Origin of the sequence: Sphaerisporangium melleum, from assembly GCF_014646695.1 — a bacterium.
GTDB classification, from domain to species: Bacteria; Actinomycetota; Actinomycetes; order Streptosporangiales; family Streptosporangiaceae; genus Sphaerisporangium; species Sphaerisporangium melleum.
This window is the reverse complement of sequence record NZ_BMNT01000005.1, coordinates 1-24,450: the sequence shown is the minus strand read 5'-3', so window position 1 is coordinate 24,450 and position 24,450 is coordinate 1. Positions and strand designations below refer to the sequence as shown.

At 72.6% G+C, this 24,450-nt stretch carries 23 protein-coding genes; 20 read left to right on the top strand and 3 right to left on the bottom strand.

Translation table 11 applies throughout. From position 1 onward, the window contains the following. The first annotated feature begins 63 nt into the window (after nt 1–63). From IEY93_RS05480 to thiD, 3 genes are all read left to right on the top strand, one after another. Nucleotides 64–1,032 (top strand): thiamine-phosphate kinase, encoded by a 969-nt coding sequence (locus tag IEY93_RS05480; protein WP_189161858.1) that lies wholly within the window; start codon nt 64–66, stop codon nt 1,030–1,032. Nucleotides 1,033–1,107: 75 nt separating this feature from the next. Continuing rightward, nucleotides 1,108–2,580, top strand: coding sequence for a hypothetical protein (locus IEY93_RS05475; RefSeq protein ID WP_189161857.1), 1,473 nt, complete (start codon nt 1,108–1,110; stop codon nt 2,578–2,580). Nucleotides 2,581–2,662: 82 nt separating this feature from the next. After that, nucleotides 2,663–3,448, top strand: coding sequence for a bifunctional hydroxymethylpyrimidine kinase/phosphomethylpyrimidine kinase (gene thiD, locus IEY93_RS05470; RefSeq protein WP_229690889.1), 786 nt, complete (start codon nt 2,663–2,665; stop codon nt 3,446–3,448). A gap of 205 nt (nt 3,449–3,653) precedes the next feature. Here thiD and IEY93_RS05465 read toward each other — a convergent pair whose 3' ends face one another. Further along, complete coding sequence (locus IEY93_RS05465; protein WP_229690888.1) at nt 3,654–4,547, bottom strand: LysR substrate-binding domain-containing protein; 894 nt, start codon at nt 4,545–4,547, stop codon at nt 3,654–3,656. A gap of 111 nt (nt 4,548–4,658) precedes the next feature. On the opposite strand from IEY93_RS05465, the gene IEY93_RS05460 reads away from it, so the two are divergent. Genes IEY93_RS05460 through IEY93_RS05445 form a run of 4 tightly spaced genes read left to right on the top strand, consistent with a single transcriptional unit; the run spans nt 4,659 to nt 7,545 of the window. Then, nucleotides 4,659–5,105, top strand: a complete 447-nt coding sequence (locus IEY93_RS05460) for a YybH family protein (protein ID WP_189161855.1) — start codon at nt 4,659–4,661, stop codon at nt 5,103–5,105. Nucleotides 5,106–5,149: 44 nt separating this feature from the next. Further along, a complete protein-coding gene (locus IEY93_RS05455) occupies nt 5,150–5,515 on the top strand; it encodes a YceI family protein (protein ID WP_189161854.1) in 366 nt (121 codons plus the stop codon). Between the two features lie 52 nt (nt 5,516–5,567). Then, nucleotides 5,568–5,963 carry a hypothetical protein gene (locus tag IEY93_RS05450; protein WP_189161853.1) on the top strand — a complete coding sequence of 132 codons (396 nt, stop codon included), beginning with the start codon at nt 5,568–5,570 and terminating at the stop codon, nt 5,961–5,963. Next, nucleotides 5,956–7,545, top strand: coding sequence for a multicopper oxidase family protein (locus IEY93_RS05445; RefSeq protein ID WP_189161852.1), 1,590 nt, complete (start codon nt 5,956–5,958; stop codon nt 7,543–7,545). The genes IEY93_RS05450 and IEY93_RS05445 overlap by 8 nt, the downstream gene beginning before the upstream one ends. Nucleotides 7,546–7,785: 240 nt before the next feature. On the opposite strand, the gene rpmB is transcribed toward IEY93_RS05445, so the two are convergent. Continuing rightward, a complete protein-coding gene (gene rpmB / locus IEY93_RS05440) occupies nt 7,786–7,971 on the bottom strand; it encodes a 50S ribosomal protein L28 (RefSeq protein ID WP_189162037.1) in 186 nt (61 codons plus the stop codon). Nucleotides 7,972–8,227: 256 nt separating this feature from the next. Here rpmB and fakA point away from each other — a divergent pair, with 256 nt between their 5' ends. From fakA to smc, 11 genes are all read left to right on the top strand, one after another. After that, entirely contained in the window at nt 8,228–9,835 is a 1,608-nt protein-coding gene (fakA, locus tag IEY93_RS05435; RefSeq protein WP_189161851.1) for a DAK2 domain-containing protein, read from the top strand. A 266-nt stretch (nt 9,836–10,101) separates the two neighbouring features. Further along, on the top strand, nt 10,102–12,312 hold the full coding sequence (recG, locus tag IEY93_RS05430) for an ATP-dependent DNA helicase RecG (protein WP_189161850.1): 2,211 nt from the start codon (nt 10,102–10,104) through the stop codon (nt 12,310–12,312). Between the two features lie 549 nt (nt 12,313–12,861). Further along, nucleotides 12,862–13,431, top strand: a complete 570-nt coding sequence (rsmD, locus tag IEY93_RS05425; RefSeq protein ID WP_189161849.1) for a 16S rRNA (guanine(966)-N(2))-methyltransferase RsmD — start codon at nt 12,862–12,864, stop codon at nt 13,429–13,431. A 16-nt stretch (nt 13,432–13,447) separates the two neighbouring features. Then, the gene (gene coaD / locus IEY93_RS05420) at nt 13,448–13,924 is read left to right on the top strand and encodes a pantetheine-phosphate adenylyltransferase (RefSeq protein WP_189161848.1); all 477 of its coding nucleotides are present in this window, start codon (nt 13,448–13,450) and stop codon (nt 13,922–13,924) included. Between the two features lie 48 nt (nt 13,925–13,972). Further along, nucleotides 13,973–14,545, top strand: coding sequence for a YceD family protein (locus IEY93_RS05415; RefSeq protein WP_189161847.1), 573 nt, complete (start codon nt 13,973–13,975; stop codon nt 14,543–14,545). 1 nt (nt 14,546) lies between these two features. After that, nucleotides 14,547–14,726, top strand: coding sequence for a 50S ribosomal protein L32 (gene rpmF / locus IEY93_RS05410; protein WP_189161846.1), 180 nt, complete (start codon nt 14,547–14,549; stop codon nt 14,724–14,726). Between the two features lie 265 nt (nt 14,727–14,991). Next, nucleotides 14,992–15,696, top strand: a complete 705-nt coding sequence (rnc, locus tag IEY93_RS05405; protein WP_229690907.1) for a ribonuclease III — start codon at nt 14,992–14,994, stop codon at nt 15,694–15,696. A gap of 4 nt (nt 15,697–15,700) precedes the next feature. After that, nucleotides 15,701–16,693, top strand: coding sequence for a bifunctional DNA-formamidopyrimidine glycosylase/DNA-(apurinic or apyrimidinic site) lyase (gene mutM, locus IEY93_RS05400; protein ID WP_189161845.1), 993 nt, complete (start codon nt 15,701–15,703; stop codon nt 16,691–16,693). Next, nucleotides 16,690–17,004 carry an acylphosphatase gene (locus tag IEY93_RS05395; protein WP_189161844.1) on the top strand — a complete coding sequence of 105 codons (315 nt, stop codon included), beginning with the start codon at nt 16,690–16,692 and terminating at the stop codon, nt 17,002–17,004. Before mutM ends, IEY93_RS05395 begins: the two co-directional genes overlap by 4 nt. Nucleotides 17,005–17,193: 189 nt before the next feature. Next, nucleotides 17,194–17,388, top strand: coding sequence for a hypothetical protein (locus IEY93_RS05390; RefSeq protein WP_189161843.1), 195 nt, complete (start codon nt 17,194–17,196; stop codon nt 17,386–17,388). A 501-nt stretch (nt 17,389–17,889) separates the two neighbouring features. After that, nucleotides 17,890–21,570 (top strand): chromosome segregation protein SMC, encoded by a 3,681-nt coding sequence (gene smc, locus IEY93_RS05385; protein ID WP_189161842.1) that lies wholly within the window; start codon nt 17,890–17,892, stop codon nt 21,568–21,570. 189 nt (nt 21,571–21,759) lie between these two features. Here smc and IEY93_RS05380 read toward each other — a convergent pair whose 3' ends face one another. Next, the gene (locus IEY93_RS05380; protein WP_203968362.1) at nt 21,760–22,470 is read right to left on the bottom strand and encodes an alpha/beta fold hydrolase; all 711 of its coding nucleotides are present in this window, start codon (nt 22,468–22,470) and stop codon (nt 21,760–21,762) included. 151 nt (nt 22,471–22,621) lie between these two features. Between IEY93_RS05380 and IEY93_RS05375 the strand changes: the two genes are divergently transcribed. Together IEY93_RS05375 and IEY93_RS05370 are read left to right on the top strand one after the other, a co-directional pair. Then, nucleotides 22,622–23,263: a TetR/AcrR family transcriptional regulator gene (locus tag IEY93_RS05375; protein ID WP_189161841.1), complete on the top strand. Its 642-nt coding sequence runs from the start codon at nt 22,622–22,624 to the stop codon at nt 23,261–23,263. Between the two features lie 312 nt (nt 23,264–23,575). Continuing rightward, nucleotides 23,576–24,450: signal recognition particle receptor subunit alpha (locus tag IEY93_RS05370; RefSeq protein WP_189161840.1), on the top strand; the 875-nt coding region annotated here is incomplete at its 3' end.

Here is a 24,450-nt window from a genome sequence, read left to right as displayed (position 1 = left end):
GTCCTCCCGCGGGGGCGAATTGTTTCAGTGCCGTTACTCGATCAGTCCGAATCGCCACCGTACATGCAACAGACCTGGAGGTGTGCTATCAGAGCCGCAGATCTTGGGGAATTCGGGATCATTGCCCGTATTGTTGGACGATTGCCACAATTTCCGGCGGTTTTGCTCGGTCCCGGGGACGACGCCGCGGTCCTCCGCGCCCCCGATGGACGGGTCGTCGTGACGACGGATCTCCTACTCGAGGGTAGGCACTTCCGCCGCGATTGGTCCAGCGCCTACGACATCGGCCGCAAGGCCGCGGCGCAGAACCTCGCCGACGTCGCGGCGATGGGCGCCGACCCGACGGCCCTCGTGGTCGGCCTCGGCCTGCCCGCCGACCTCCCGGCGGAGTGGCTGGACGGGCTGACCGACGGCTTCGGCGACGAGTGCGCGCTGGTCGGTGCGAGCGTCGCGGGCGGCGACATCACCCGCTCCGAGCAGATCGTCCTGGGGGTGACCGCGCTCGGCGACCTCGGCGGGCGCGCCCCGGTCACCCGGAGCGGCGCCCGTCCCGGAGATGTGGTGGCGATCGCCGGGCGGCTCGGGTACGCGGCGGCGGGGCTCGCCCTGCTCCTCGCGGGCCGGACCGGCGAGGCGTTCCAGGAGTTGACGGACGCGCACCGGCGGCCCCGCCCGCCGTACGCCTGCGGCCCGGGGGCCGCCGTGCTGGGGGCCACGGCGATGGCCGACGTCAGTGACGGGCTCGTGCAGGACCTCGGCCACATCGCCGCGGCCGGTGGGGTGAGGGTGGAGGTCGACCCGGACGCGCTGGAGGTGCCCGCGGAGCTGACCGCCGCCGCGGCCGAGCTGGGAGAGGACCCGCTGCGGTGGGTGCTGACCGGCGGTGAGGACCACGCGCTGGTCGCCTCCTACCCGGCGGGTGTGCGGCTGCCGCCGGAGTGGCGGGTCATCGGGCGGGTCACCGATGGTGAGGGAGTGCAGGTCACCGGGCGGGTCGAGGCGCGGGGTGGCTGGGATCACTTCCGGGATTAACGGGAAAATTGTGACAAAGCCGTGCTGAAGGTGTTATGAAGTGTCCCGCTGTGATTTCTAAGAGGAAGGCGCTTCATGGGACGGGGACGCCACACGTCATGGCGAGGCCGAGGGTCCGAACCGGACGGGGCGGACGGCCGCGGCCGTGCCGGGCGCCCGGACGACGACCAGCGCGGGACCGCGGAGTGGCTGAACGCCCCTGACCCCTCCTGGCCGGCCGAGCCCTCGCCCACCGGCCCTTCGACGGGCGACGTGGCCCCCGCGCACGCCTCCGCCGCGAACGGTCCCTCGCCCAGCGGGCCGTACGCGTCGGTGGGGGAGGAGACACAGTCGTGGGAGCTCCCACAGGAGCCGGAACCACCGCGCCCGAGCGCCTGGGACACCGCTCCGGCGCTGCCCTGGCCCAGCTCCTGGTCGGATGTCGCACCCGACCCGGCCTCCGGTTCGGCGTCCGCCGAGGCCGGCTTCGGCGCGGTTCCCGGCTCCGGCCCAGAGTCCGGGCCCAGGGAGGCGGACTTCGGCTCCGGCGCCAGGCCGGGCCACACGGACCCCGCCACTGCGGAGGACACCGTACGCGTCGGCCTCGGCGCCCCTGATCAGGACGCGGAGGCCGGCGGCGACGGGCCCTGGGCTTCCAGCGCGGACTCAGGCGATGACGGTGCGGACGGGCGCTCGCGCGGCCGGCGCCGCGCGGCCAAGCCGAGGGCGGGACGCGGGCGGCGGATCGCCGCGCTGTCCGCCGCGGCGGTCGTCACGGCCGTCGCCACCGTCGTCATCGGCCTCCGGCTCAGCTCCGGCCAGATGAACCTGGTGGAGACCCCCGACTGCCCGAGCGGCCAGGTCTGCGCGGCCGTCGGCCCGGCCAAGCCTCCGGTGGAAGATCCCTCGACCACTCCCTCCGACTCCGGCACCGCCGACACCTTCGGTGACGACGCGGACGAGGAGACCGCCACACCGACCGCCACCCCCCGCGACCCGGCGCCCTCCGGCACCCCGTCGTCCAGGGCGAGCCGTACACCGGCCCGCCCGACCACGCGCCCGTCCACCCGGCCGACCCCCAAGAACACCGAGACCGCCCCTGAGGACGAGCTGACGTCCCCCACCACCCGCCCGACCTCGGACGAGACCTCCGACCCGGTGCCGACCGAGGAGGAGACCGAGATCACCACTCCGGAGGCCACGCCGACGGCCAGTGGCCCCGACCCGCTGATCGCGCCCGGCCGGGTGTCGGTCGAGTTCGACCTGCCCGAGACGACCTCGGCCGGCTACACCGGCCGGCTGACGATCACCAATACCGGGGCCACGCTGGGCGGCTGGACCCTCCGCGTCCCGGTGAGCGGCACGGTCACCGGAGCGGACGGTGCCGAATGGACGCAGGAGGACGGCGTCCTGGTCGTCTCCTCCGCCGGGAGGCTGCGCGAAGGCGAGCAGATCGCCGTGTCCTTCACCGCAGAGGGCGAACCGGTCCTCCCGGACACCTGTGAGCTCACCGGCGGTCGCTGCCGCCTGTCCGCCGACGCCGTTCCCCCCGCGCAGGCCACCCCTTAGCGCCGGCCCCGAGAGCCATCCGCCTTCCACGACCGCCGGAGCGGCGGGACGGGCCTCGTACGGGGTTTGGTTTGATGGACGGGTGACTCCTCCCCGCGTGCTGACCGTCGCAGGCTCCGACTCGGGCGGAGGTGCGGGCATCCAGGCCGACCTGAAGACCATGCTCGCCCTCGGCGTCCACGGCATGAGCGTGATCGCGGCCGTCACGGCGCAGAACTCCCTCGGTGTCCAGGGCTACTGGGAGCTGCCGCCCGAGGCGGTACGCGCCCAGCTCGACTCGGTGCTCGGCGACATCGGCGCTCAGGCGGTCAAGACCGGCATGCTGGCCTCCCCGCGGCTCGTCACGGTGGTCGCCGAGGTGCTGGGCGGCCTGGACGTGCCCGTGGTGGTGGACCCGGTGGGCGTCTCCAAGCACGGCGACCCGCTGCTCGCTCCCGAGGCCGTCCAGACGGTGACCTCCCGGCTGCTCCCCGTGGCGACCGTCGTGACGCCCAACCTGTGGGAGGTCGAGCAGCTCACCTCGGTGAAGGTCGAGGACGAGGGCGGCCTGCGCCCGGCCGCCGAGGCGGTGCTGGCGCTCGGGCCCACCTGGGCACTGATCAAGGGCGGGCATCTGCCCGGCCGTCCGGTGGACCTGCTCACCGACGGCACCCGCGAGTACCGCTTCTCCGCCGAGCGGCACGACAACCGGCACACGCACGGCACCGGCTGCACGCTGGCCTCCGCCATCGCCTCCTACCTGGCGCTGGGCGAGGACGTCCCGGGTGCGGTGGCCAAGGCCAAGGAGTACGTCACCGGGGCCATCGCCCACGGCTTCCCGCTCGGCGCCGGCATCGGCCCGGTCGACCACGCCTGGCACTGGCGCTGAGTCCCCGCACCACGCCGCCTCCGATTCGGCCTGCGGGGGGAGGCAGGCGCCTCGACGGCGTCCCCTGGCGGTCATCTACATCGACCGCGGCCGGCACGACCCGAGCGCTTCCTTCTGGCCCTGGTGCGGGCCCTGCCAATCGACGCGCTGACCAGCGCGGACGGGGTCGGCGGCCCCTTTCCGCCGTGTTCCGGCTCCGCCCCTATTAGGACGGGGGTTCGCCGGTGGTCCAGTTCCAGTCGGTGATCGTGGTGCGCATCAGGCGGGCCGCGGTGGACAGGTGGGAGTCGGCGGCCCAGTAGAGGGTCACGGTGCGGCGGGAGGCGGGGTCGTCGACGGGGATCCAGGCGAGGGGCGCACGGGTGGCGCTGCGGCGGGCGAAGGCGGGGACGAGGCCGACGCCCAAGCCGACGCTGATCAGGTCGGCGATCGCGCTGTGCTCGTCGCTCTCGCACACGATCTTCGGGACGAGGCCGTGGGCGGCGAAGAGCCGGTCGAGCAGGCGGCGCAGCCAGTGTCCGCTGCGGGCGGTGACGAACGGCTGGTCGGCGAGCTCGCCCATGGTCACCGAGGTGCGGCCGGCCAGCGGGTGGTCCAGCGGGAAGGCCACGCCGACCTCCTCTTCGAACAGGGCGGTCCCTTCCAGTCCTTCGGCGTGGACGGGCTGGGAGGCGACGCACAGATCGATCTCCTGGGAGCGCAGCCGGCGGGCCATGTCCTCGGGCGGTGACCAGTGGAGTTCGAGCTCGACGGCCGGATGGGAGCGTTTGAAGGCGGCCAGCGGTCCGGTGAGGGTGAGGAAGGTCTCCGAGGCCAGCCGGACGGCGCCCAGGCCCTGATCGGTGGCCTCGGTGACGGCGCGCCGCCCGGCCTCGAGCTCCCCGAGGGCGCGTTCGACATGGTCGCGGAAGAGCCTGCCGGTGTCGTTCAGCCGGAGTCGGCCGCTGCGGTCGAACAGCGGCGCGCCGAGCTCGCTCTCCAGCCGGGCGATGGTGCGGCTCAGCGAGGGCTGGGCGACGCGCAGCTCGTCGGCGGCCCGGCTCAGGTGCTCCAGCCGGGCGACCACCAGGAACTGCCGGAGCGAGTGGAGCTCCATCATGCCTCCAGTGCTATAGCCCGATAGCAATATTGATCTTCGACAGGATAGCCGTGGCGGCATAACTTCGTGGTCTGAAGGGGCCGACAGGCCTCACCGCGAAGGGAGACCCCCATGACGCCGTCCACGCAGCGCGAGCAGGACGAGGCGCAGATCCGCCGGCAGGTCGGCAAGATCATCGATGCTCTCCGGGACAAGGACCTCGAGACGCTGAAGAGCGTCTATGCGGCCGAGGTCGTGTCGTTCGACGTAGAACCGCCGCTGCAGCACGTCGGGGTGGAGGCCAAGGCCCGGAACTGGGCGAACGTGTTCCTGTTCTTCGAGACCGTGCGCTACGAGATCCGCGACCTGACGCTCACCGTGGGCGACGACGTGGCCTTCGGATACGCCTTCGCCCGGCTCGGCGGCACGCTCAAGAACGGGACCGCCACCAGTGGCATGTGGGTCAGGGTCACCTACGGCCTGCGAAAGATCGACGACCTCTGGCTGATCGTCCACGACCAGGTCTCGGTGCCCCTCGACATCACCTCCGGCAAGGGCGCCACCGACCTCGATCCCTGACTCCCCACCACGTCCCCGCACAGCCCCGCATTCAGGAGACGTACATGAACACCATCCCCGCGACCATCGCGATCCCCGACCACCTGGTCGGCGCGTGGAAGGCCGACCCGGTCCACTCCGAGGTCGCCTTCACCGTCCGCCACCTCATGATCAACAAGATCCGCGGCCGGTTCTCCGCCTTCGACGTCACGATCGTCACCGGCGAGGACCTGCTGGACTCCTCCGTCACCGCGACCATCGACCTGGCCTCCATCGACACCGGCAACGCGATGCGCGACGACCACCTGCGCACCGCCGACTACCTCGACGTCGGCGAGTACCCGCAGATGCGCTACCGCTCGACCGGCATCCGCCGGGTCGGCGACAAGATCGCGATCAGCCTGGAGATCCAGGCCGTCCTCCAGAAGTGACCACCTGAACCGGGCGTCCGGGTCCGGTTCCTACCGATGAGGAGGACGATCCATGGTGCCGCGAACCGGCCGCGCCTGGTGGGTCCTGCGGGCGGCCGTCAGCGCCCACACCGTGGCGATCTTCGGTCAGCCGGTGTTCGCCGGCGTCTACCTGAGCGGCTCCTATGACGGCCTACGCCTGCACGCGGCCGGTGCCGACACCGTCACCTCCCTCGGCTACCTCCAGCTGATCGCGGCGATCGCGGTCTGGGTCCGGCTGCGTCAGGCCGGACCCTTCCTCGCCACGCTGGCGCTGGCGGCGGCGGAGACGGTGCAGTACTTCGCCGGGATGGCCGGCGCCCTGTGGCTGCACCTGCCGCTGGGCGTGGCGACCGTCGCCGGGATGGTCGCGCAGTTCGCCGCCGTGTGGCGGCGGCCGCCCGTTCGAGTGGAGGCCGACGGTGAGTGAACCGACCAGGCGCCAGGCGCTGGGCATCGGCGGAGCTCTGGGCCTGACCGCGTTCGCGGGGCTGTCGACCGCGGCGGCGCTGTCCCGCCGTCCGCCGGCCACCGGAGCGCAGTTGCGCAGCGCCCTGCCGCTGCCGCCCGCGTTCCGGACGCCGCTGCCGCTTCCCGCGGTCCTGAAGCCGGTCGCGACGGTCGGCGGCGTCGACCGGTACGAGGTGACGCAGCGCGAGGCCGCCATCGAGATCCTGCCCGGCGTCCGGACGCCGATGTGGACCTACGAGGGCGTCTTCCCCGGACCGACGATCGAGGCCCGCCGCGGCCGGCCGGTCACCGTGACGCACCGCAACGAGCTGCCCGTGCCGACCGTCGTCCACCTCCACGGCGGGCACACCACCGCGGCCTCCGACGGCTATCCGACCGACCTCGTCCTGCCCGAGGGCCGGCACGATGCGACCCACATGGCCCACCACATGCATGACATGCCCGGGATGGGCGACCCGCGGGCGGTGGTGACGCGGCTGACCCGCGACTACACCTTCCCCATGGACCAGCGCTCGACGATGCTCTGGTACCACGACCACCGGATGGACTTCACGGCCCCCGCGATCTGGCGCGGCCTCGCCGGGCTGCACATCATCCGCGACGAGGAGGAAGAGGGGCTCGGCCTGCCCGCGGGGGACCGCGAGCTCCCGCTGGTGATCACGGACCGCGCGTTCGACGGGGAGGGCGGTCTTCTGTACCCCTCCCTCGACCCCGGCCTGCGGGAACGGCCGGGCGTCCGCGAGTCCTACCTCGCCGGGGTCCTCGGCGACGTGATCCTCGTCAACGGCGCCCCCTGGCCGGTCCACGAGGTCGACGCGGTCCGCCACCGGCTGCGCGTCCTGAACGCCTCCAACGCCCGGCACTACGAGCTCGAGGCCGTCACCGACGACGGGCGCCGACTCGACCTCGTCCAGATCGGAGCCGACCAGGGGCTGCTGGCGGGGCCGGTGACCCACCGGTCCCTGCCGATCGCCCCGGCCGAGCGCTACGACCTGGTCGTCGACTTCTCCGGCGTCCCCGCGGGCGGCCGGGTCAGGCTCCGCAACCGGCTGGGCTCGGGCCGCACCCGCGAGGTGATGGCCTTCCGCATCGCCCGCACGGCCGCCGATCCCAGCCGCGTCCCACCCGTCCTGTCCCGGGACCTGCCGTCCTGGCAGCGGCCGGACGCGGCCCGCGTGCGCGACTTCTCCTTCCGCGCCGGACGCATGCACGGCGGCCACGGCTGGCTGATCGGCGGCCTCCCGTTCGACCCGGCCCGCACCGACGTCACCACCCGCCTCGGCGACGTCGAAATCTGGCGCCTCATCGCCGATGTCCACCACCCCGTCCACCTGCACCTGGTCGGCTTCCGAGTGCTCTCACGCGGCGGGAGGGCGCCCCGCCCCCACGACGCGGGACTCAAGGACACCCTGTCGCTGAGACCGGGCGAATCGGCGGAGATCATCACCCGCTTCACCGGCTACCGCGGCCGCTACCTCTTCCACTGCCACAACGCCGAACACGAGGACATGGGGATGATGGCCAACCTTGAGATCATCTGACGTCACGGGGCGGGGACGCCACCGGCCAAGGTTCCTCCGGTGGAGACGACCATGAACTCCACCCCACTTAGAGACCCACCTCACGGCCTGCGCTGCCCCTCGCCGGAGCTATGGGCGTTCCGGGCCGAAACGCTGGAACCGGTCCTGCTGGGATCTTCCTGTGAAACCGGGAGTGGGTCCAGGAAAACACCGATGGCCTGCCGGCCCTCAGGGGCGGCAGGCCAATCGGAAGGACGCGGTCTAGCGGGTGATCTTGCCCGCCTTGATGCAGGAGGTGCAGACGTTGATCCGCTTCGGCGTGCTGCCCACCATCGCGCGAACACGCTGGATGTTGGGGTTCCAACGGCGGCGGGTGCGGCGGTGCGAGTGCGAGATGTTGTTGCCGAAAGTCGGCCCCTTACCGCAAACGTCGCAGACGGAAGCCACGGTCATCGCTCCTTAGATCAGTCAATAGGCCCGAAACCGAGGTAGAAGCGGCGGTCGGGCATGCCGGGACAACCGGCTGGCCACACGAGGGTATCCGATGTCGCCCGGTGCTCGCCAAACGGAGGGGCGGGCGAACGGGGATAATCTCGTATCACCAACCGTAGCGCATCAGCGGAGCCGGCGCGGTCCCGCGCGTGCGAACCACCGTGCGTCGTGCCGTGCGGGGGCGTCTCGCCGCGCGCAGGAGGGAGCCCCCATGCCTTCGCAGCCCGCCGCGGAAGCGCTGCGCACACTCGACCCGGCCGCGGTGCGCCGCTGGTCACGGCTGTGCGCCGACTCGCTCGGCCGGGTGCGCGCCGAGATCGACGCGCTCAACGTCTTCCCGGTCCCCGACGGGGATACCGGGACGAATCTCCACCTGACCATGCTGTCGGCCGCCGAGGCCGTGGAGGCGCTGCCGCCCGGCGCCGACGCCGGCGCCACGTGGCGTACCCTCGCCCGCGGCGCGCTGCTCGGCGCCCGGGGGAACTCCGGAGTGATCGTCAGCCAGGCGCTGCGCGGGATGGCCGAGGCGCTCGGAGCCGCCGAGGGGGTGGGCCGCGACCTTCGCCAGGCGCTCGCGCGCGCCGCCGAGATGGCGAGGAGCGCGGTGGCCCGCCCGGTCGAGGGGACGGTGCTGAGCGTGCTCAGCGCCGCGGCGCACGCCGTGGAGCCCCTCAAGGACGCCTCCTGCGAGCTGGCCGAAGTGGCCACGAAGGCCGCCTCCGCCGCCCGTACGGCCCTGGGGCGCACGACCGGGCAGCTCGACGTGCTGGCCCGCAACGGGGTGGTCGACGCGGGCGGCGCGGGGCTCACCGTCATCCTGGAGACCCTGGCCTCGGTGATCACCGATTCCTACGCCGCCCGGTACGAGGTGCCCGCCGCCCGGCACGCCCCGGTCGCGGACGAGGAGCACCGGCACGCCGAGGGCTTCGGCTACGAGGTGATGTACCTGCTGGAGGCGGACGAGGACGCGGTCGCTGTGCTGCGCGGGGAACTCGACCGTCTCGGCGACTCGCTGGTGGTCGTCGGCGGGGAGGGCCTGTGGAACGTCCACGTGCACGTGGACGACGCGGGCGCCGCCGTCGAGGCCGGGATGCGCGCCGGACGCCCGTACCGTCTCAAGATCGCCCATCTGGAGGCGGCGCCCGCTCCCCGGCGCGGGCAGGGCCGCGGCGTGGTGGCCGTCGCGGCGGGAGACGGCATCGCCCGGCTCTTCGAGGAGGCCGGGGCCGTGGTCGTGCGCCGCGAGCCCGGGTCCAGCCCCACGCTCGGCGCGGTGCTGGAGGCGATCAGGCGGGCCGGCACCGAGGTCACGGTGCTGCCCAACGACTCCGGGGTCACGGCCGTGGCCATGGGCGCGGCGGCGATCGCCCGCGAGGAGGGCGTGGTCGTCAGCGTCCTGCCCACCAAGGCCACCGTCCAGGGGCTGGCCGCCCTCGCCGTCCACGACCCGATGCGGCGCTTCGACGACGACGTGGTGGCGATGACCGACAGCGCGGGCCACGCCCGCCACGGCCACGTCTGGGTGGCCGACCGTTCCGCCGTGACCAGCGCCGGCGTGTGCCGGCCCGGCGACGTCCTCGGTGTCATCGACGGCGACGTCGCCCTCATCGGCTCCGATGTCGCCGCCACGGCCGTCACGACCGTCTCCCGCATGCTCTCGGCCGGCAGCGAGCTGGTGACCCTCATCGTCGGCGCCCAAGGCGGGGAGGAGCCCTGCCGCGCCGTCCAGGACCACCTGGCGACGGTGCGCCCCGACATCGAGGTCGCCGTCCACGAGGGCGGCCAGGGCGGCTACCCCCTCCTCATCGGCGTCGAGTGACCCGCCCCGCACAAGCGCCCGGCCCTCGCGTCTGAGTTCCGGGCGCCGTGCCATGCCTCCATAGGGGGCGCCGACGTGACGTACGGAGTGCTCCCGCCTCGTCGCGAGGGTGATCGGCGCCGGGGCGGCGGGGTGGTGTGCGGTGAGGCCGGCGCCGGAATACGGCGGCCGGCCGGTGAGCCTGTGCGACGGGCTTGCCGGGTGTGCGGGATTCGTTGCGGGGGCTTGGAGGTTCTTGTCGGCACGGAGCGGTAGAACTGGTTGGCGTGACGCGTTTCGACGAGCCGCTCAGCAAGGCGCTGGACCCCAAGACGGCCAAGCCGCTGGAGAGTTCGCTCAACATCACCACGGTCGGCGAGCTGCTGCGCCACTACCCGCGGCGGTACGCCGAGCGGGGCGAGCTGACCGCGCTCGACGCCCTGGAGGTCGACGAGCACGTCACCGTGGTGGGCGAGGTGTCGCGCCACATGCGCAAGCCCATGCGCAACCGCATGGGCACCTGGCTGGAGGTCGAGGTCGTCGACGGGCGGCGCAACAAGATCTACCTGTCGTTCTTCGGCAAGGTCTCCCACGTGGTCGAGACCCGGCTCAAACCCGGCACCCGCGCCATGTTCTCCGGCAAGGTCGGGCGGTTCGGGCGGGGCGAGCGGGCCAAGTGGCAGCTCAACCACCCCGAGTTCGAGCCGCTGGAGGAGGCCGAGTCGTCGGCGGCCGAGTTCGCCGCCGCGCCCGTGCCGATCTACCCGGCCGCGGCCGGCATCAGCTCCTGGGTCATCCGCCGGGCCATCGGCGTGGTGCTGGACACCCTCGGCCCGATCCCCGACCCGCTGCCGGACGACCTGCGCGCCCGGCACCGCCTGTCCGGCCTCGCCGAGGCGCTGGAGGCCGTCCACCGTCCGCGCGACCAGGACGACGTCTCCCGGGCGCGCCGGCGGCTGAGGTTCGACGAGGCGTTCATCCTGCAGGCCGTGCTGGCCCAGCGGCGCCTGGCCGCCGCCGCGTGGCCGGCCACCCCCCGTCCGCGGCGCGACGACGGGCTGCTCAACGACTTCGACGGGCGACTGCCCTTCCAGCTCACCGAGGGCCAGGTAGCCGTCGGCGAAGAGATCGCCGCCGAGCTGGCCCTGGCCCACCCCATGCACCGGCTGCTCCAGGGGGAGGTCGGCGCCGGCAAGACCGTGGTCGCGCTGCGCGCGATGCTCCAGGTCGTCGACGCGGGCGGTCAGGCGGCCCTGCTCGCCCCCACCGAGGTCCTGGCGCAGCAGCACCACCGCTCCATCGTCCGCATGCTGGGCGACCTCGGCACCGGAGGGGTGTTCGGAGGTACGGCCGTGACGCTGCTCACCGGTTCGATGGGCGCGGCCGGCCGGCGGGCGGCTCTGCTCGACGCCGCCTCCGGCGCGGCCGGCATCGTCATCGGCACACACGCCCTGCTCCAGGAGCACGTCCAGTTCGCCGACCTCGGCCTGGTCGTCGTGGACGAGCAGCACCGCTTCGGCGTCGAGCAGCGCGACGCCCTGCGCGAGAAGGCCGGGGGCGGGCGGCCGCACGTGCTGGTGATGACGGCCACGCCGATCCCGCGCACGGTCGCCATGACGGTCTTCGGCGATCTCGAGGTCTCGACGCTCAGCCAGTTGCCCGCCGGCCGGGCGCCGATCACCACCCATGTCGTCCCGGCCGCCGACAAGCCGCACTATCTCGAACGCACCTGGGGGCGCATCCGCGAGGAGGTCGGCCTCGGCCGCCAGGCGTACATCGTGTGCCCCCGCATCGGCGACCTGGAGGGGGACGAGGGCGACCTGAGCGACCCCGGCGACCTGGACGCGCTGCACGAGGCGGCCGAGGGCGCCGGCGGCGAGCGCCGCCCGCCGCTGGCCGTCCTGGAGGTCGCCCCCATGCTCGCGGCGGGGCCGCTGGCCGGGCTGCGCGTCGAGGTGCTGCACGGCCGCCTGGCGCCCGAGGAGAAGGACGCCGTGATGCGCGCCTTCACCCGCGGCGAGGTCGACGTGCTGGTGGCCACCACGGTGATCGAGGTCGGCGTGGACGTCCCCAACGCCTCGGTCATGGTGATCATGGACGCCGACCGGTTCGGCGTCTCACAGCTCCACCAGCTCCGTGGCCGGGTGGGCCGCGGTGGCCTGCCCGGGCTGTGCCTGCTGGTGACCGACTTCCCGGCCGGCACCGCCGCCCGCGAACGGCTGGACGCCGTGGCGGCGACCCTCGACGGGTTCGAGCTCTCCCGGGTCGACCTGGAGCAGCGGCGCGAGGGCGACGTGCTCGGCGCCGCCCAGTCCGGCCGCAGGTCCTCGCTCAAGATGCTGCGTCTGCTGCGCGACGAGGATGTCATCAGGGCCGCTCGCGAAGAGGCCGCGAGCCTGCTCTCGGGCGATCCCGAGCTGGCGGAGCACCCCGCGCTCAAGGCCGAGATCGACCGCCTCCTGGGCGACGACCGCGCCGAATACCTGGAGAAGACCTGATCCCGCCCCTCGCCCCGGAAGCCCCCTAGCCCTCCTGGCAGGACCCCAACCGCACTCACCAAGCGAAGCGAGCCCCCGAGACTCTCCCGGGCCTCCCTTTCGCCCCTCCTGCCCTCGGAGCGCTCGTGGCGCGGCGGTGCTCTGAGGGCAGGAGAGAGCGAGTGCGAGGAACGAGCCCGTACGACGACGAGGAGCGCCGCCTCAAGGGCGCCACGAGCCGCCGAGCGGAGCGAGGCCAATAGGCACAGCACAAAAAATGACCCAGGGCCCAGCCTTGGGACGGCCTCCCCCCGAATGCCGTCCCTGGCTGGGCCCACCCTCGGGTCAGGTGCCGAGGGCACCGGCGCGCGGAAGGGCTCACGATCACGCCGGTCGGCCTTCCTCTGGGTCACCATGAAGGCCGCAGAACTCATCATGTGGGGTCGGGCGGCGCGGGGGAACGACCCTTGCGCTTTCGTCGACGACACTTGGCCACTCTTGACCTGGTGCCCCGGCCGGCGATCTCGGGCTGGGTGCGCCGGCCGGTACGGCGGCGGCGAGAATGGGCCAATGAGCCGAGTCATCGCAGGAACCGCCGGCGGGCGGCGCATCTCCGTCCCTCCGGGGCGTGGCACGCGGCCGACCAGCGACCGTGCCAGGGAGGGGGTGTTCTCCACCGTCGGGTCCCTGCTCGGCCCGCTGGACGGCGCCCGGGTGCTGGACCTGTACGCGGGGTCGGGGGCGGTGGGCCTGGAGGCGCTCTCGCGGGGAGCCTCGCACGCGCTGCTGGTGGAGTCCGACGGCAAGGCTCTGCGCACGATCAGGGCGAACATCGCCGCGCTCGGCCTCCCCGGGGCCGAGGTCAGCGGGGACAAGGTGGAGCGGGTGGTCGCCGGGCCCTGCCCCGAGCCGTACGACTTCGTGTTCGCCGACCCGCCGTACGCGCTGCGGGACGAGACGGTGCGCGAGGTGCTCGATCGGCTGCGTGACAACGGCTGGCTCGCCGAGGACGCCCTGGTCGCGGTGGAGCGCGAGTCGCGGGGGAAGGATCTGCAGTGGCCTCCCGGCTACACGGAGGAGAGGGTCCGTCGCTATGGCGAAGCGTCCGTTTGGTACGGTCGCGCCGCCGGGAACCAGTAGAAACTGGGGGTACGCCTTGCGTCGCGTCGTCTGTCCGGGGTCGTTCGATCCTGTCACCAACGGTCACCTCGACATCATCGGCCGGACCTCCCGGCTGTACGACGAGGTGGTGGTCGCCGTGCTCATCAACGTGGAGAAGAAGAGCCTGTTCACCGTGGACGAGCGCATCGAGACGCTTGAGGCGGTGACCCGCGAGTACGGCAACGTGCGCGTCGAGAAGTTCTACGGCCTGCTCGTCGACTTCTGTAAGCAGCAGGGCATCCCGACGATCGTCAAGGGCCTGCGCGCGGTGAGCGACTTCGACTACGAGCTGCAGATGGCGCAGCTCAACTACCGCATGTCCGGGGTCGAGACGCTGTTCATGTCGACCAACCCCGAGTACTCGTTCCTGTCGTCCAGCCGGCTCAAGGAGATCGCCCGCTATGGTGGGGACGTCTCCGGCCTCGTGCCCGATCTGGTGCACCGCATGCTCGTCGAGCGGCTCCGCGGCTGAGTGCTGGTATTCTTTCTCATCGGCCTTGTACGACGGCGGTGATTCGCCATGCCTCAAGAGAGCAGGAAGACGCTGCATAGCCTCGACCCCCGGGCCCCCTGGGTCATTTCGACCCATGATCTGGGACGGCGGCCGGGTTCCATGCGCGAGATGTCCCGTTCCCTCCCGGCACCGGGGAATCTCACCGTCGGCATGATCGGCGTCCCCAAGGACGCCGAGATCGAGCTGGACATCCGGCTCGAGGCAGTGATGGAAGGCGTGCTCGTCACGGGCACGGCGCGGGCGCCGCTCAGCGGCGAGTGCTCGCGCTGCCTGGACCCGTTGACCTCGGAGATCGAGGTCGGCTTCCAGGAGCTCTTCTTCTACTCGGCGGAGGACGCCGCCGAGGACGACTCACTCCTCGACGGTGAACTCCTCGATCTCGAGCCGACGTTCCGCGACGCGGTGGTGCTCGCACTGCCGTTGAGCCCGGTCTGCAGTGAAGACTGCCCCGGTCTCTGCGTGGAGTGTGGGGTCAAGCTGGCGGAAGCCGGCCCGGACCACCGGCACGAGGTCATCGACGCCCGCTGGGCGTCGTTGCAGGGCCTGAACATCGAGAACAACAACCACCAGGAGGGTTGACGTGGCCGTCCCCAAGCGGAAGATGTCGCGGAGCAACACCCGCTCCCGCCGCGCGCAGTGGAAGACCGCCGCGCCGGCGCTCGTGAGCTGCAACCAGTGCCGGTCGCCGAAGCTGCCGCACGTGGCATGCCCGACCTGCGGCACCTACAACCGCCGACAGGTCATCGAGCCGTCGGCCTGATCACGCCTGCGGTGGCCGGTGAGCCGGCCGGATGCCTCGCATCCGGCCGGGATGACCGTCCACCGTGTCAAGGCGTGCGGTGGCGGTTCGCCCGCGGCCGTGGTGGGCGCCGGGGCCGCCGCAATCTCCCGGCGTCCACCACGTTTTCGGGCACCCGCGTTCCATCCGCCATCGCGACCATGGTCGTGACGTGCTGCGTGACGGCCGGATACACACCGTCCGAGGAGGAGACGTGGCCGCAGGTGGAAAGCCGATACCGGTAGAGATCGCCAGGGACGAGCTCGAGCACAGGCTCGACGTCAAGCTGGACGAGCATCTCCTTGAGCGGGCGCTGACGCACCGCTCCTATGCCTACGAGAACGGCGGCCTGCCCACCAACGAGCGCCTTGAGTTCCTCGGCGACTCGGTGCTGGGCCTGGTGGTCACCGACACTCTGTTCCGGGGGCATCCCGACCTTCCCGAGGGCCAGCTCGCCAAGCTGCGGGCGGCCGTCGTCAACATGCGGGCCCTCGCCGACGTGGCCCGTGGTCTGGACCTCGGCCGGTTCACCCGGCTCGGCCGGGGCGAGGAGGGCACCGGCGGGCGGGACAAGTCGTCCATCCTCGCCGACACCCTGGAGGCCCTGATCGGCGCGATCTACGTCGACAAGGGGCTGGACGAGGCGTTCCGCGTGGTCCATCTCCTCTTCGACCCGCTGATCAAGCGGTCGGCCTCGCTCGGTGCGGGCCTCGACTGGAAGACCTCGCTGCAGGAGCTCACCGCGGCCGAGATGCTCGGCGTCCCCGAGTACCACGTGGAGGAGAGCGGGCCCGACCACGCCAAGTCGTTCACCGCGACCGTCCGGGTGGGCGGGCAGGAGTACGGCTCGGGGGCCGGGCGCAGCAAGAAGGAGGCCGAGCAGCAGGCCGCGGAGGCCGCCTGGAACGCCATCCGCGCGGCCGCCGAGGCTCGGGACAAGAAGGCCAGCTGACCTGATGCCTGAACTGCCGGAGGTCGAGGTCGTCCGGCGGGGGCTCGCGCGCTGGGTCACGGGGCGCACGGTCGCCTTCGCCGAGGTGCTGCACCCTCGCGCGGTGCGCAGGCATGTGGCGGGGTCCGCCGATTTCGCCGCGCGGCTGGCGGGCCGCACGCTGCTGTCGGCCGAGCGCCGGGGCAAGTACCTCTGGCTGCCGCTCGGTGATCCGGTGAACGGCTCCCACGGCCCGGCGGGGGGCGCCTCGGCCGCCTCGCCCAACGGATCCGCCCGCCTGGCACCGCAGGCCGTCCCCGGCATGGACGTCCCGCAGGTGCCGCGACCGCCGGACGCCGTGCCGCACGCGTCGGAGGCGCTGCTCGCCCACCTGGGGATGAGCGGGCAGCTTCTGGTGGTCGAGCCGGGCGCGCCGCGTGAGAAGCACCTGCGGGTGCGGCTGGGCTTCGCCGACGGCGGCCCCGAGCTGCGGTTCGTGGACCAGCGCACCTTCGGCCACCTGCTCGTCGCCCCGCTGCTGCCGCCGCCCCGGGCGGTGCCCGAGCCGATCGCGCACATCGCGGCCGATCCGCTGGAGGAGGCCTTCGACGAGGAGCTGTTCGCGCTGCGGCTCGCCACCCGGCAGACCGAGGTCAAGCGTGCGCTCCTGGACCAGTCCCTGATCAGCGGGGTCGGCAACATCTACGCCGATGAGGCGCTGTGGCGGGCGGGGCTGCACGGGGGCACGCCGACCCGGTCGCTGAGCAGGCGGAAGGTCGACGAGCTGCTGACGGCGGTGCGCGAGGTGATGTCCGAGGCGCTCGGCCAGGGCGGTACGTCCTTCGATAGCCTGTACGTCAACGTCAACGGCGAGAGCGGCTACTTCGACCGGTCGCTCAACGTGTACGGCCGGCAGGGTGAGCCGTGCGCTCGCTGCGGCGGGCCGGTCCTGCGGGAGTCTTTCATGAACAGGTCCTCCTACAGTTGCCCCCGCTGTCAACCTCGGGCGGCCACATGAGCCGGGAAGCGGCGTCCGGCGCAAGCGAGGCCGACAGGAGTGACATTCGTCTCAACGCCTGGGTGCGCGGGCACGTCCAGGGCGTGGGTTTCCGCTGGTGGACACGGTCACGGGCTCTGGAGCTCGGCCTGGTCGGTTCGGCGTCGAACCTGGACGACGGCCGGGTCGAGGTGGTCGCCGAGGGGCCGCGCGAAGCCTGTGAGAAGCTTCTTGCCCTGCTCAGGGGTGGGAACACGCCCGGGCGGGTAGATAGCGTGGTGGAGCGCTGGTCACCGGTTCGCGGTGGTCTTGGTGGATTTGTGGAGCGGTAGGCGCTTCCCTTAAACCCCCTAAATGCGGTATATTTACATGTCGGGAGTGCCCATTGGCGCATTCATGGGGAGCGTTCAACTTGACCGCCTCCATTGCCGGTGCGACTCTTGATAGGAAACACGCGCACCCCTCCCGCGGCAAGAAGTGCGCGAACCAGTTTGGTCACTCAGCGTGGAGGACCCTTAACCATGGCGAAGGCTCTACTCGGCCACGTCGGCGGTCTCGACCCTCGGATGGTCTCGGAAATGCGCCGTCTCCAGCAGCGCATCCGCGATCTGGAGGCTGAGCTCACAAGGCTCCAGGCGCAGAACGACGCTCTCGCGGCCCAGTCGCGTGACGAGACGTTCTCGCACCTGCAGGATCGCGAGCCGGCCCTCACCTGAGGTTCGGTACGGCAACACACCGTGAGGGACGCCCCCCAAAGGCGTCCCTTGTCATTTTCCGGCGCGTCCGCGGCCCGCGCCCGGTGACTCACCGTGCCGCGAGGCCGTCCCGAGCTCCCCGCTGCTCTCTCCAGTCCCGGCGGTCACGAGTCTTCCCACCCGTGCCTGGTCTCGTCCACGCCTGTTCGCCTTCCGTACAGGCTCGCGTACGGCCCCGGCATCAGGCCGGTGACCCGCGACGGCTTCTCGTCGGGCCCGGCCTTCGCTCCTCCGTACGAACTCGCGTGTTCCACCGGGTTCGCGGGCGCTCCGAGCGTGCTCTGTGGGTGTTCGCCGGATGTGCGATGGACCTCCACCGCCTGTTCGCGCGCGCGGTCATCCCCATCCGCGCCGGTGAGCACACCTGAGGCCGTCTGAGCCGGTAGTGTGCCCCGAAGGGCCAGATGGGACCGTCCCGGGCACGCGAGGCGGTCCGCGAGCAGACGGGGAGGTCGGCGCCGCGTGTACCTCAAGACCCTCACGCTGCGCGGCTTCAAGTCCTTCGCCTCCGCCACCGCCCTGAAGTTCGAGCCCGGCATCACCGCCGTCGTCGGCCCGAACGGCTCGGGCAAGTCCAACGTCGTCGACGCCCTGGCCTGGGTCATGGGCGAGCACAGCGCCAAGTCGCTGCGCGGCGGCAAGATGGAGGACGTCATCTTCGCCGGCACCTCCTCGCGGCCGCCGCTCGGCCGGGCCGAGGTGACGCTGACCATCGACAACACCGACGGCGCCCTGCCGATCGACTACACCGAGGTCACGATCAGCCGGCTGATGTTCCGCTCCGGCCAGAGTGAGTACGCCATCAACGGCGACACCTGCCGCCTGCTCGACATCCAGGAGCTCCTGTCGGACTCCGGCATCGGCCGTGAGATGCACGTCATCGTCGGCCAGGGCCAGCTCGACACCGTCCTGCACGCCGGCCCCGAGGAGCGCCGCGCCTTCATCGAGGAGGCCGCGGGCGTGCTGAAGCACCGCAAGCGCAAAGAGAAGGCCCTGCGCAAGCTCGACGCCATGCAGGCCAACCTCACCCGCGTCCAGGACCTCGCCACCGAGCTGCGCCGCCAGCTCAAGCCGCTCGGCCGCCAGGCGGAGATCGCCCGCAAGGCCGCCGTCATCCAGGCCGACCTGCGCGACGCCCGGCTGCGCCTGCTCGCCGACGACGTCGCCCGCCTGCGCGACCACCTCGAGCGCGAGGCCGCCGACGAGGCGGCGGTTCAGGCGCGGCGCTCCCAGGTGGAGACCGAGCTGGAGCAGGGGCAGGCTCGCGAGGCCGAGCTGGAGGCCGCCGAGGCCGCCGCCCAGCCCCGCCTGGCGGCGGCCCAGGAGACCTACTACCGGCTGGCCGGGCTCAAGGAGCGCTTCCACAGCGTCGAGACCCTGGCCGCCGAGCGGCACCGCCACGCTGTCGAGGCGGCCTCGATCGAGCGGCGTGGCCGCGATCCCGAGGAGTACGAGCGCGAGGCCGCGGAGGTGCGCGAGCGCGAAGAAGCGCTCAAGACCGAGCTGGAGCAGGCCGAGGAGATCCTGGAACAGGCCGTCTGGCGGCGCTCGGAAGCCGAGAGCGCGCTCGCCGAAGAGGAGCGGCGCCTGGCCGCCGCGGCGCGGGCGGCCGCCGACCGGCGCGAGGCGCTGGCCCGGCTGCGCGGCGAGGTCGCCGCCGTACGCGGCCGTGCGCGGGCCGCCGAGGAGGAGATCGGGCGGCTGGCCAAGGCCCTTGCGGAGGCCCGCCAGCGCAGCGAGCGGGCGCGCGAGGAGCACGACGCCGAGCAGGAGGCCGAGCCGGCCGCCGATCCCGCCCTCGCCGAAGAGCTGGCCCGCGCCGAGCAGGGCGTCGAGCAGGCCAAGGCGGCGGTCGAGGAGGCCCGGGCCGCGGTCGAGGAGGCCAGAGCCGCCGTCGAGGCGCCGCGCACGGCGCTGTCGCAGGCGCGTACGGCCCTGAGCGCGGCCCGCGCGGCCGACCAGGAGGCCCAGCGGGCGGTCGCCGCACTGGAGGCCCGGCGGGACGCACTGCGCATGGGCCTTGCCGAGGGCGCGGACGGCGGGGCCGCCCTGCTCGCCTCCGGTCTGTCCGGGGTGCTCGGGCCGCTCGCCGCGATGATGACCGTCCGGCCGGGCGCCGAGGTGGCCGTGGCCGCCGTGCTCGGCGCCGCCGCCGGGGCCGTCGCGGTCGAGTCGCTGTCCACCGTCGTCGACGCGGTCGAGCTGCTGCGCGCCGAGGAGGCCGGGCGGGCCGCGCTGGTCGTCGCCGCCACCGACGCCGTGCCCAGGCCCGCTCCGCTCGACGACGCCGAGTGGGTGGCCGACCTGGTCACCGTGGCCGACGAGCTGCGCCCCGCCGTCGAGAGCCTGCTGTCCGGCGTGGTCGTCGCCGAGGACGTCACCGTGGCGAGGAAGCTCGTCGAGCAGCGCCCCGACCTGCGGGCGGTCACCTGGTCCGGAGACCTGGTCGGCGCCTACCACGCCCACGGTGGCTCCGCGGGCGGCACCTCGGTGCTCCAGGTGCGCGCCGCGCTCGACCAGGCGGTCACCGATCTTGAGCAGGCCGGGGCCACCGTCGAGGTGACCGCCGGCGAGCTCGACCGCGCCACGGCGGCCGAGCGGGCCGCCCAGCAGGCCGTGGAGGCCGCCCAGGCGCGCGCCGCCCAGGCCCAGACCGGGGTGAACACCGCTCAGGCCGGGGTGAACGCCGCGCAGGGCGAGCTCGACCGGGTGCGGACCCGCCAGCGGGAGGCCGACCAGCGGGTCGCGCTCGCCGCCCGGCGGCTGGCCCAGCTCGACGCCGCCGCCAAGGCCGCGAGCGACGAGTGTGAGCGGCTGGCCCGCGGCGTCGCCACCGCCGAGCAGGCTCGCGATCGTGACCTGGCCGGGGTGGTGGAGCTGGAGGAGCGCCTGGCCGAGGCCGAGTACGCCGATGAGCTGGCCGCCGAGCCGACCACGGAGGCACGCGACGACCTGGCGACGGAGCTGGCCGTCACCCGGCAGGCCGAGATCGAGGCGCGTCTCGCCGTCCGCACCGCCGAGGAGCGCGTCCGGGGCATCGCGGGTCGCGCCGACCAGCTCATGGCCGCCGCACGGCGCGAGCGGGCCGAGCGTGCCGACGCCGTCACCCTGCGCGAGCGGCGCCGTGCCCAGGCCCAGGTGGCCGAGGCCGTCGTCCGCGGCGCCGCGCGGGCCCTCGGAGTGCTCGAGACGTCTCTGGGCCTGGCCGCCGACGAGCGTGAGGAGGCCGACCGGGCGCGCGCCGCGGTCGACGCCGAGCTCAAGGCCGTACGCGCCCGGGTGCGCGAGCTGGCCGCCGAGCTGGACAAACTGGTCAACCGCGCCCACGGCAACGAGGTCGCCCGCACCGAGCAGCGGCTGCGCCTTGAGCAGATGGAGCAGCGGGCCATCGAGGAGTTCGGGGTCGAGACCGAGGCGCTGATCTCCGAGTACGGCCCCGACCAGCCCGTGCCGGTCGCCGACGGCGAGCCGGTGCCCTACGTCCGCGAGGAGCAGGAGAAGCGCGCCCGGGTCGCCGAGAAGCAGATGACCCAGCTCGGCAAGGTGAACCCGCTCGCGCTGGAGGAGTTCGCCGCCCTTGAGGAGCGGCACGCGTTCCTCAACTCCCAGCTCGAAGACCTGCGCAAGACCCGGCGCGACCTGCTCACCGTGGTCAAGGAGGTCGACGACCGGGTGGAGCAGGTGTTCACCGCGGCCTACCAGGACGTCGCCCGCGAGTTCGAGACGATCTTCACCCGGGTCTTCCCGGGCGGGGAGGGGCGGCTGGTGCTCACCGACCCCTCCGACATGCTCACCACCGGCGTCGACGTCGAGGCCCGGCCGCCGGGCAAGAAGGTCAAGCGCCTGTCACTGCTGTCCGGCGGCGAGCGTTCGCTCACCGCCGTGGCGTTCCTCGTCTCGATCTTCAAGGCCCGGCCGTCGCCGTTCTATGTGATGGACGAGGTCGAGGCCGCGCTGGACGACACCAACACCCAGCGCCTGCTCACTCTGTTCGAGGAGCTCCGGCAGAGCTCCCAGCTCATCGTGATCACCCACCAGAAGCGCACGATGGAGATCGCCGACGCCCTGTACGGCGTGAGCATGCGCGGCGACGGCGTCACCCAGGTCGTCAGCCAGCGCCTCCGCGAACGCGAACCCGCCTGACCCCGCCGGCGCACCGGTCGCGTACCAACCTGCTTTTCACGCCGCACCGGTCGCGTCGGCCTGCCCCTCTACGGGAGGGCCTGGGCCCGGGCCGGGCCCCGGCTGAGGTGCCGGAGCCCCGGCGTGACCGTTCTTCTGAGGCCACCAGGGGAGCGCTCATGGGGCTCGGTCGCCGAGCTTCATCAGGGATCAGTCGTCGAGCAGTGCCTTCGCCACCTCATCGGGGTGGGTCAGCAGGCTCTCGTGCGTGCCCGGGACCATCACCGGCTCGACTCCGAGCCGGGCGGCGAACTCGGCGCCAGGACGCGGCAGAGCGCGGTCGTCCTCGCTCAGGATGTACCGGCCCGGGACGCCGAGCTCGGTCACCTCGGGGATGTCGAGCGCGTCCTCCCAGTAGCCGCCGGGCTGGGGCGTCAGCAGTTCGGCCAGTTGGCGCTGGGCCGCCTCGGCGACGTCCTGCATGAGCATTTGCTGAACGAACTCCAGGGCCATCGGAACGGAGCCCGTGGGGGAGGACTCCATCAGCGACCGCAGCAGCGCGACGTTCTCGGGAGGGTTCTCGCCCAGCAGCGAGACGCCCGGCCTGGGCACGAACGCGTTGTAGTAGACGAGCTCGGCGACCCTCCCGCCGAGACGGTGCGCGGCCCCGGTCATCGGGTAGCCGCCCCAGCTGTGCGAGACCAGGACCACATCGGTGTGGTCGAGCCCCTCCACCTTGTTCACGACGTGGTCCACCGCGTCCGAGAGGCGCAGGCCGGTGGGGTCGTCCCCGTCGGCCAGGCCGGGAAGCGTCAGGGTGACCGCGCGGTGCCCGGCGGCGCGCAGCCGCTCGGCCACCGGCCGCCAGGCCCAGCCGCCATGCCAGGCGCCAGGGATCAACACGTAGGTACGAAGCGGCATCGGCCACCCTTTCTCGCAGGTCATCCACGCCGAATGTTGGACATGGTGTTGGACGAAGTGTTGGACACTCTGTCCAGCGCAGCCTACATTAGGGTGGGGCAGGTCACGGGACCAGGTGAAAGTGCACCTTCGCACCGAGCATCGGAAGGCCATGGCATCCACAACCCGGCGGACCTCCGCCGCCACCGCGGACCGTCGTGCGGCGGCCGAGGCACGCACGCTCGGCGTCGTCGAGAAACTCCTCGCCGAGGGCGCGAGCTTCACCGAGCTCAGCGTCGAGCGAATCGCGTCGCAGGCGGGTCTGTCGCGATCCACGTTCTACCTGTACTTCCGCGACAAGACCGAGCTGATCCTGCGGCTGACCGCCTCGCTGAAATCCGGCACGTTCGAGGTCGGGAGGGACTGGGGTCCCGACGGGCCCGCCGACGGGCTGACGTGGCTGGGGGACGCCTATCTGCGCATCATCCGCCACTACCGGTCGCGTCCCGGCACCTACGCGGCGATCATGGAAGTGGCCGGGTACGACCGCACGGTGCGCGAAGCACTGGAGGCCGGCCAGCGGCGCTTCATCGACCGCGTCGCCGGGCATCTGGCGGAGGAGCAGCGAGCCGGGCGCACGTCCCCCGCCCTCGACCCCGAGCGCGCGGCCCGGGTCATCGTGTGGGGCGGTGAGCAGGTCATCGCCCGGCACGTGATGGACACCGAGGACGACCCCGCCGAGGATGCCCGCGTGGCCCACGAGCTCGCCGCCGCCCACTGGTACGGCACCTACCGCCGCCTGTCGCCCGCCTGAAACCCCGCCGGCCCGGAGCGGGAGCCCCTCATCGCCGGGAGTGCCGCCGCTCACCGGCGACGCCGAGTTCGCCGGCTCCACCGGTCACCGGGCGGAGATCCACCGTCGTCTCCACCCCTGGGGTGACGCGGCCCTCTCGCCGTCCCGCATGACGTGGCCGAACCTGGGGATCACGTGTGGAGCCGCGCTGCTCTGCGGCGGACGCACAAGTGATCGCTTCAGCGCTCCAAAGAGGAAATGTCGGGGAAAGCGGCGCGGCGTGGGCAAGCCCGGGGCGTGAGCACGGGTGGCCGTCTGGAAAACTGACATCTTGTGGATGGGTATCTCGGCATCGTCGTGATCGTTGTCGTCGTCGCGTTGCTCGCGGTCGGCGGCATGTTCCTGCTGTTCCGGCCCAGGGATCGGCACGCGCCTCCGCCGGTGCGCCCTCCGGAGGCCCCGACCATCACCGAGCCCGGACCAGGGCAGGCCACGGGTGTGCTGGAGGAAGAGGCGGCGACGACCACCGTCCCGCCTCCGGTCAAGCCCGCCGAGCCGGTCGCGCCCCCCGCGCCGGTCATCGAGATCCCGCCGCCGTCCGCCGGCCGCATGGTCCGGCTGCGCGCCCGGCTCGCCCGCTCACAGAGCACGCTGGGCAAGGGCCTGCTGGAGCTGCTGTCCCGTGACCGGCTGGACGACGACGCCTGGGACGAGATCGAGGACACGCTGATCACCGCCGACGTGGGCGTCGCGCCCACGCGCGCGATGGTCGAGGAGCTGCGCACCAGGGTCAAGGTGCTCGGCTCGCGCAGCCACGAAGAGGCGCGCGCTCTGCTGCGCGAGCAGCTGCTCACCCAGATCGGCGCCGACATGGACCGTACGCTGCACACCGCGCCGCACGGCGAGCGTCCCGCCGTCGTGCTCGTGGTCGGGGTGAACGGCACGGGCAAGACCACGACCACCGGCAAGCTCGCCCGCGCCCTCATCGGCGACGGCCGCAAGGTGCTGCTCGGCGCGGCCGACACCTTCCGGGCCGCCGCCGCCGACCAGCTCCAGACCTGGGGCGAGCGTGTCGGCGCGGAGGTGGTGCGCAAGGACGAGGGGGCCGACCCGGCGTCGGTCGCCTTCGATGCGGTGTCCAAGGGCATCGACGACAAGGTGGACACCGTCATCGTGGACACCGCCGGCCGCCTGCACACCAAGACCGG

Coding starts and splice junctions, on each gene's coding strand:
- IEY93_RS05480 (WP_189161858.1), top strand. CDS start 64: ATGCAACAGACCTGGAGGTGTGCTATCAGAGCCGCAGATCTTGGGGAA.
- IEY93_RS05475 (WP_189161857.1), top strand. CDS start 1,108: ATGGGACGGGGACGCCACACGTCATGGCGAGGCCGAGGGTCCGAACCG.
- IEY93_RS05465 (WP_229690888.1), bottom strand. CDS start 4,547: ATGATGGAGCTCCACTCGCTCCGGCAGTTCCTGGTGGTCGCCCGGCTG.
- IEY93_RS05460 (WP_189161855.1), top strand. CDS start 4,659: ATGACGCCGTCCACGCAGCGCGAGCAGGACGAGGCGCAGATCCGCCGG.
- IEY93_RS05455 (WP_189161854.1), top strand. CDS start 5,150: ATGAACACCATCCCCGCGACCATCGCGATCCCCGACCACCTGGTCGGC.
- IEY93_RS05450 (WP_189161853.1), top strand. CDS start 5,568: ATGGTGCCGCGAACCGGCCGCGCCTGGTGGGTCCTGCGGGCGGCCGTC.
- fakA (WP_189161851.1), top strand. CDS start 8,228: ATGCCTTCGCAGCCCGCCGCGGAAGCGCTGCGCACACTCGACCCGGCC.
- rsmD (WP_189161849.1), top strand. CDS start 12,862: ATGAGCCGAGTCATCGCAGGAACCGCCGGCGGGCGGCGCATCTCCGTC.
- IEY93_RS05415 (WP_189161847.1), top strand. CDS start 13,973: ATGCCTCAAGAGAGCAGGAAGACGCTGCATAGCCTCGACCCCCGGGCC.
- mutM (WP_189161845.1), top strand. CDS start 15,701: ATGCCTGAACTGCCGGAGGTCGAGGTCGTCCGGCGGGGGCTCGCGCGC.
- IEY93_RS05395 (WP_189161844.1), top strand. CDS start 16,690: ATGAGCCGGGAAGCGGCGTCCGGCGCAAGCGAGGCCGACAGGAGTGAC.
- IEY93_RS05390 (WP_189161843.1), top strand. CDS start 17,194: ATGGCGAAGGCTCTACTCGGCCACGTCGGCGGTCTCGACCCTCGGATG.
- IEY93_RS05380 (WP_203968362.1), bottom strand. CDS start 22,470: ATGCCGCTTCGTACCTACGTGTTGATCCCTGGCGCCTGGCATGGCGGC.
- IEY93_RS05375 (WP_189161841.1), top strand. CDS start 22,622: ATGGCATCCACAACCCGGCGGACCTCCGCCGCCACCGCGGACCGTCGT.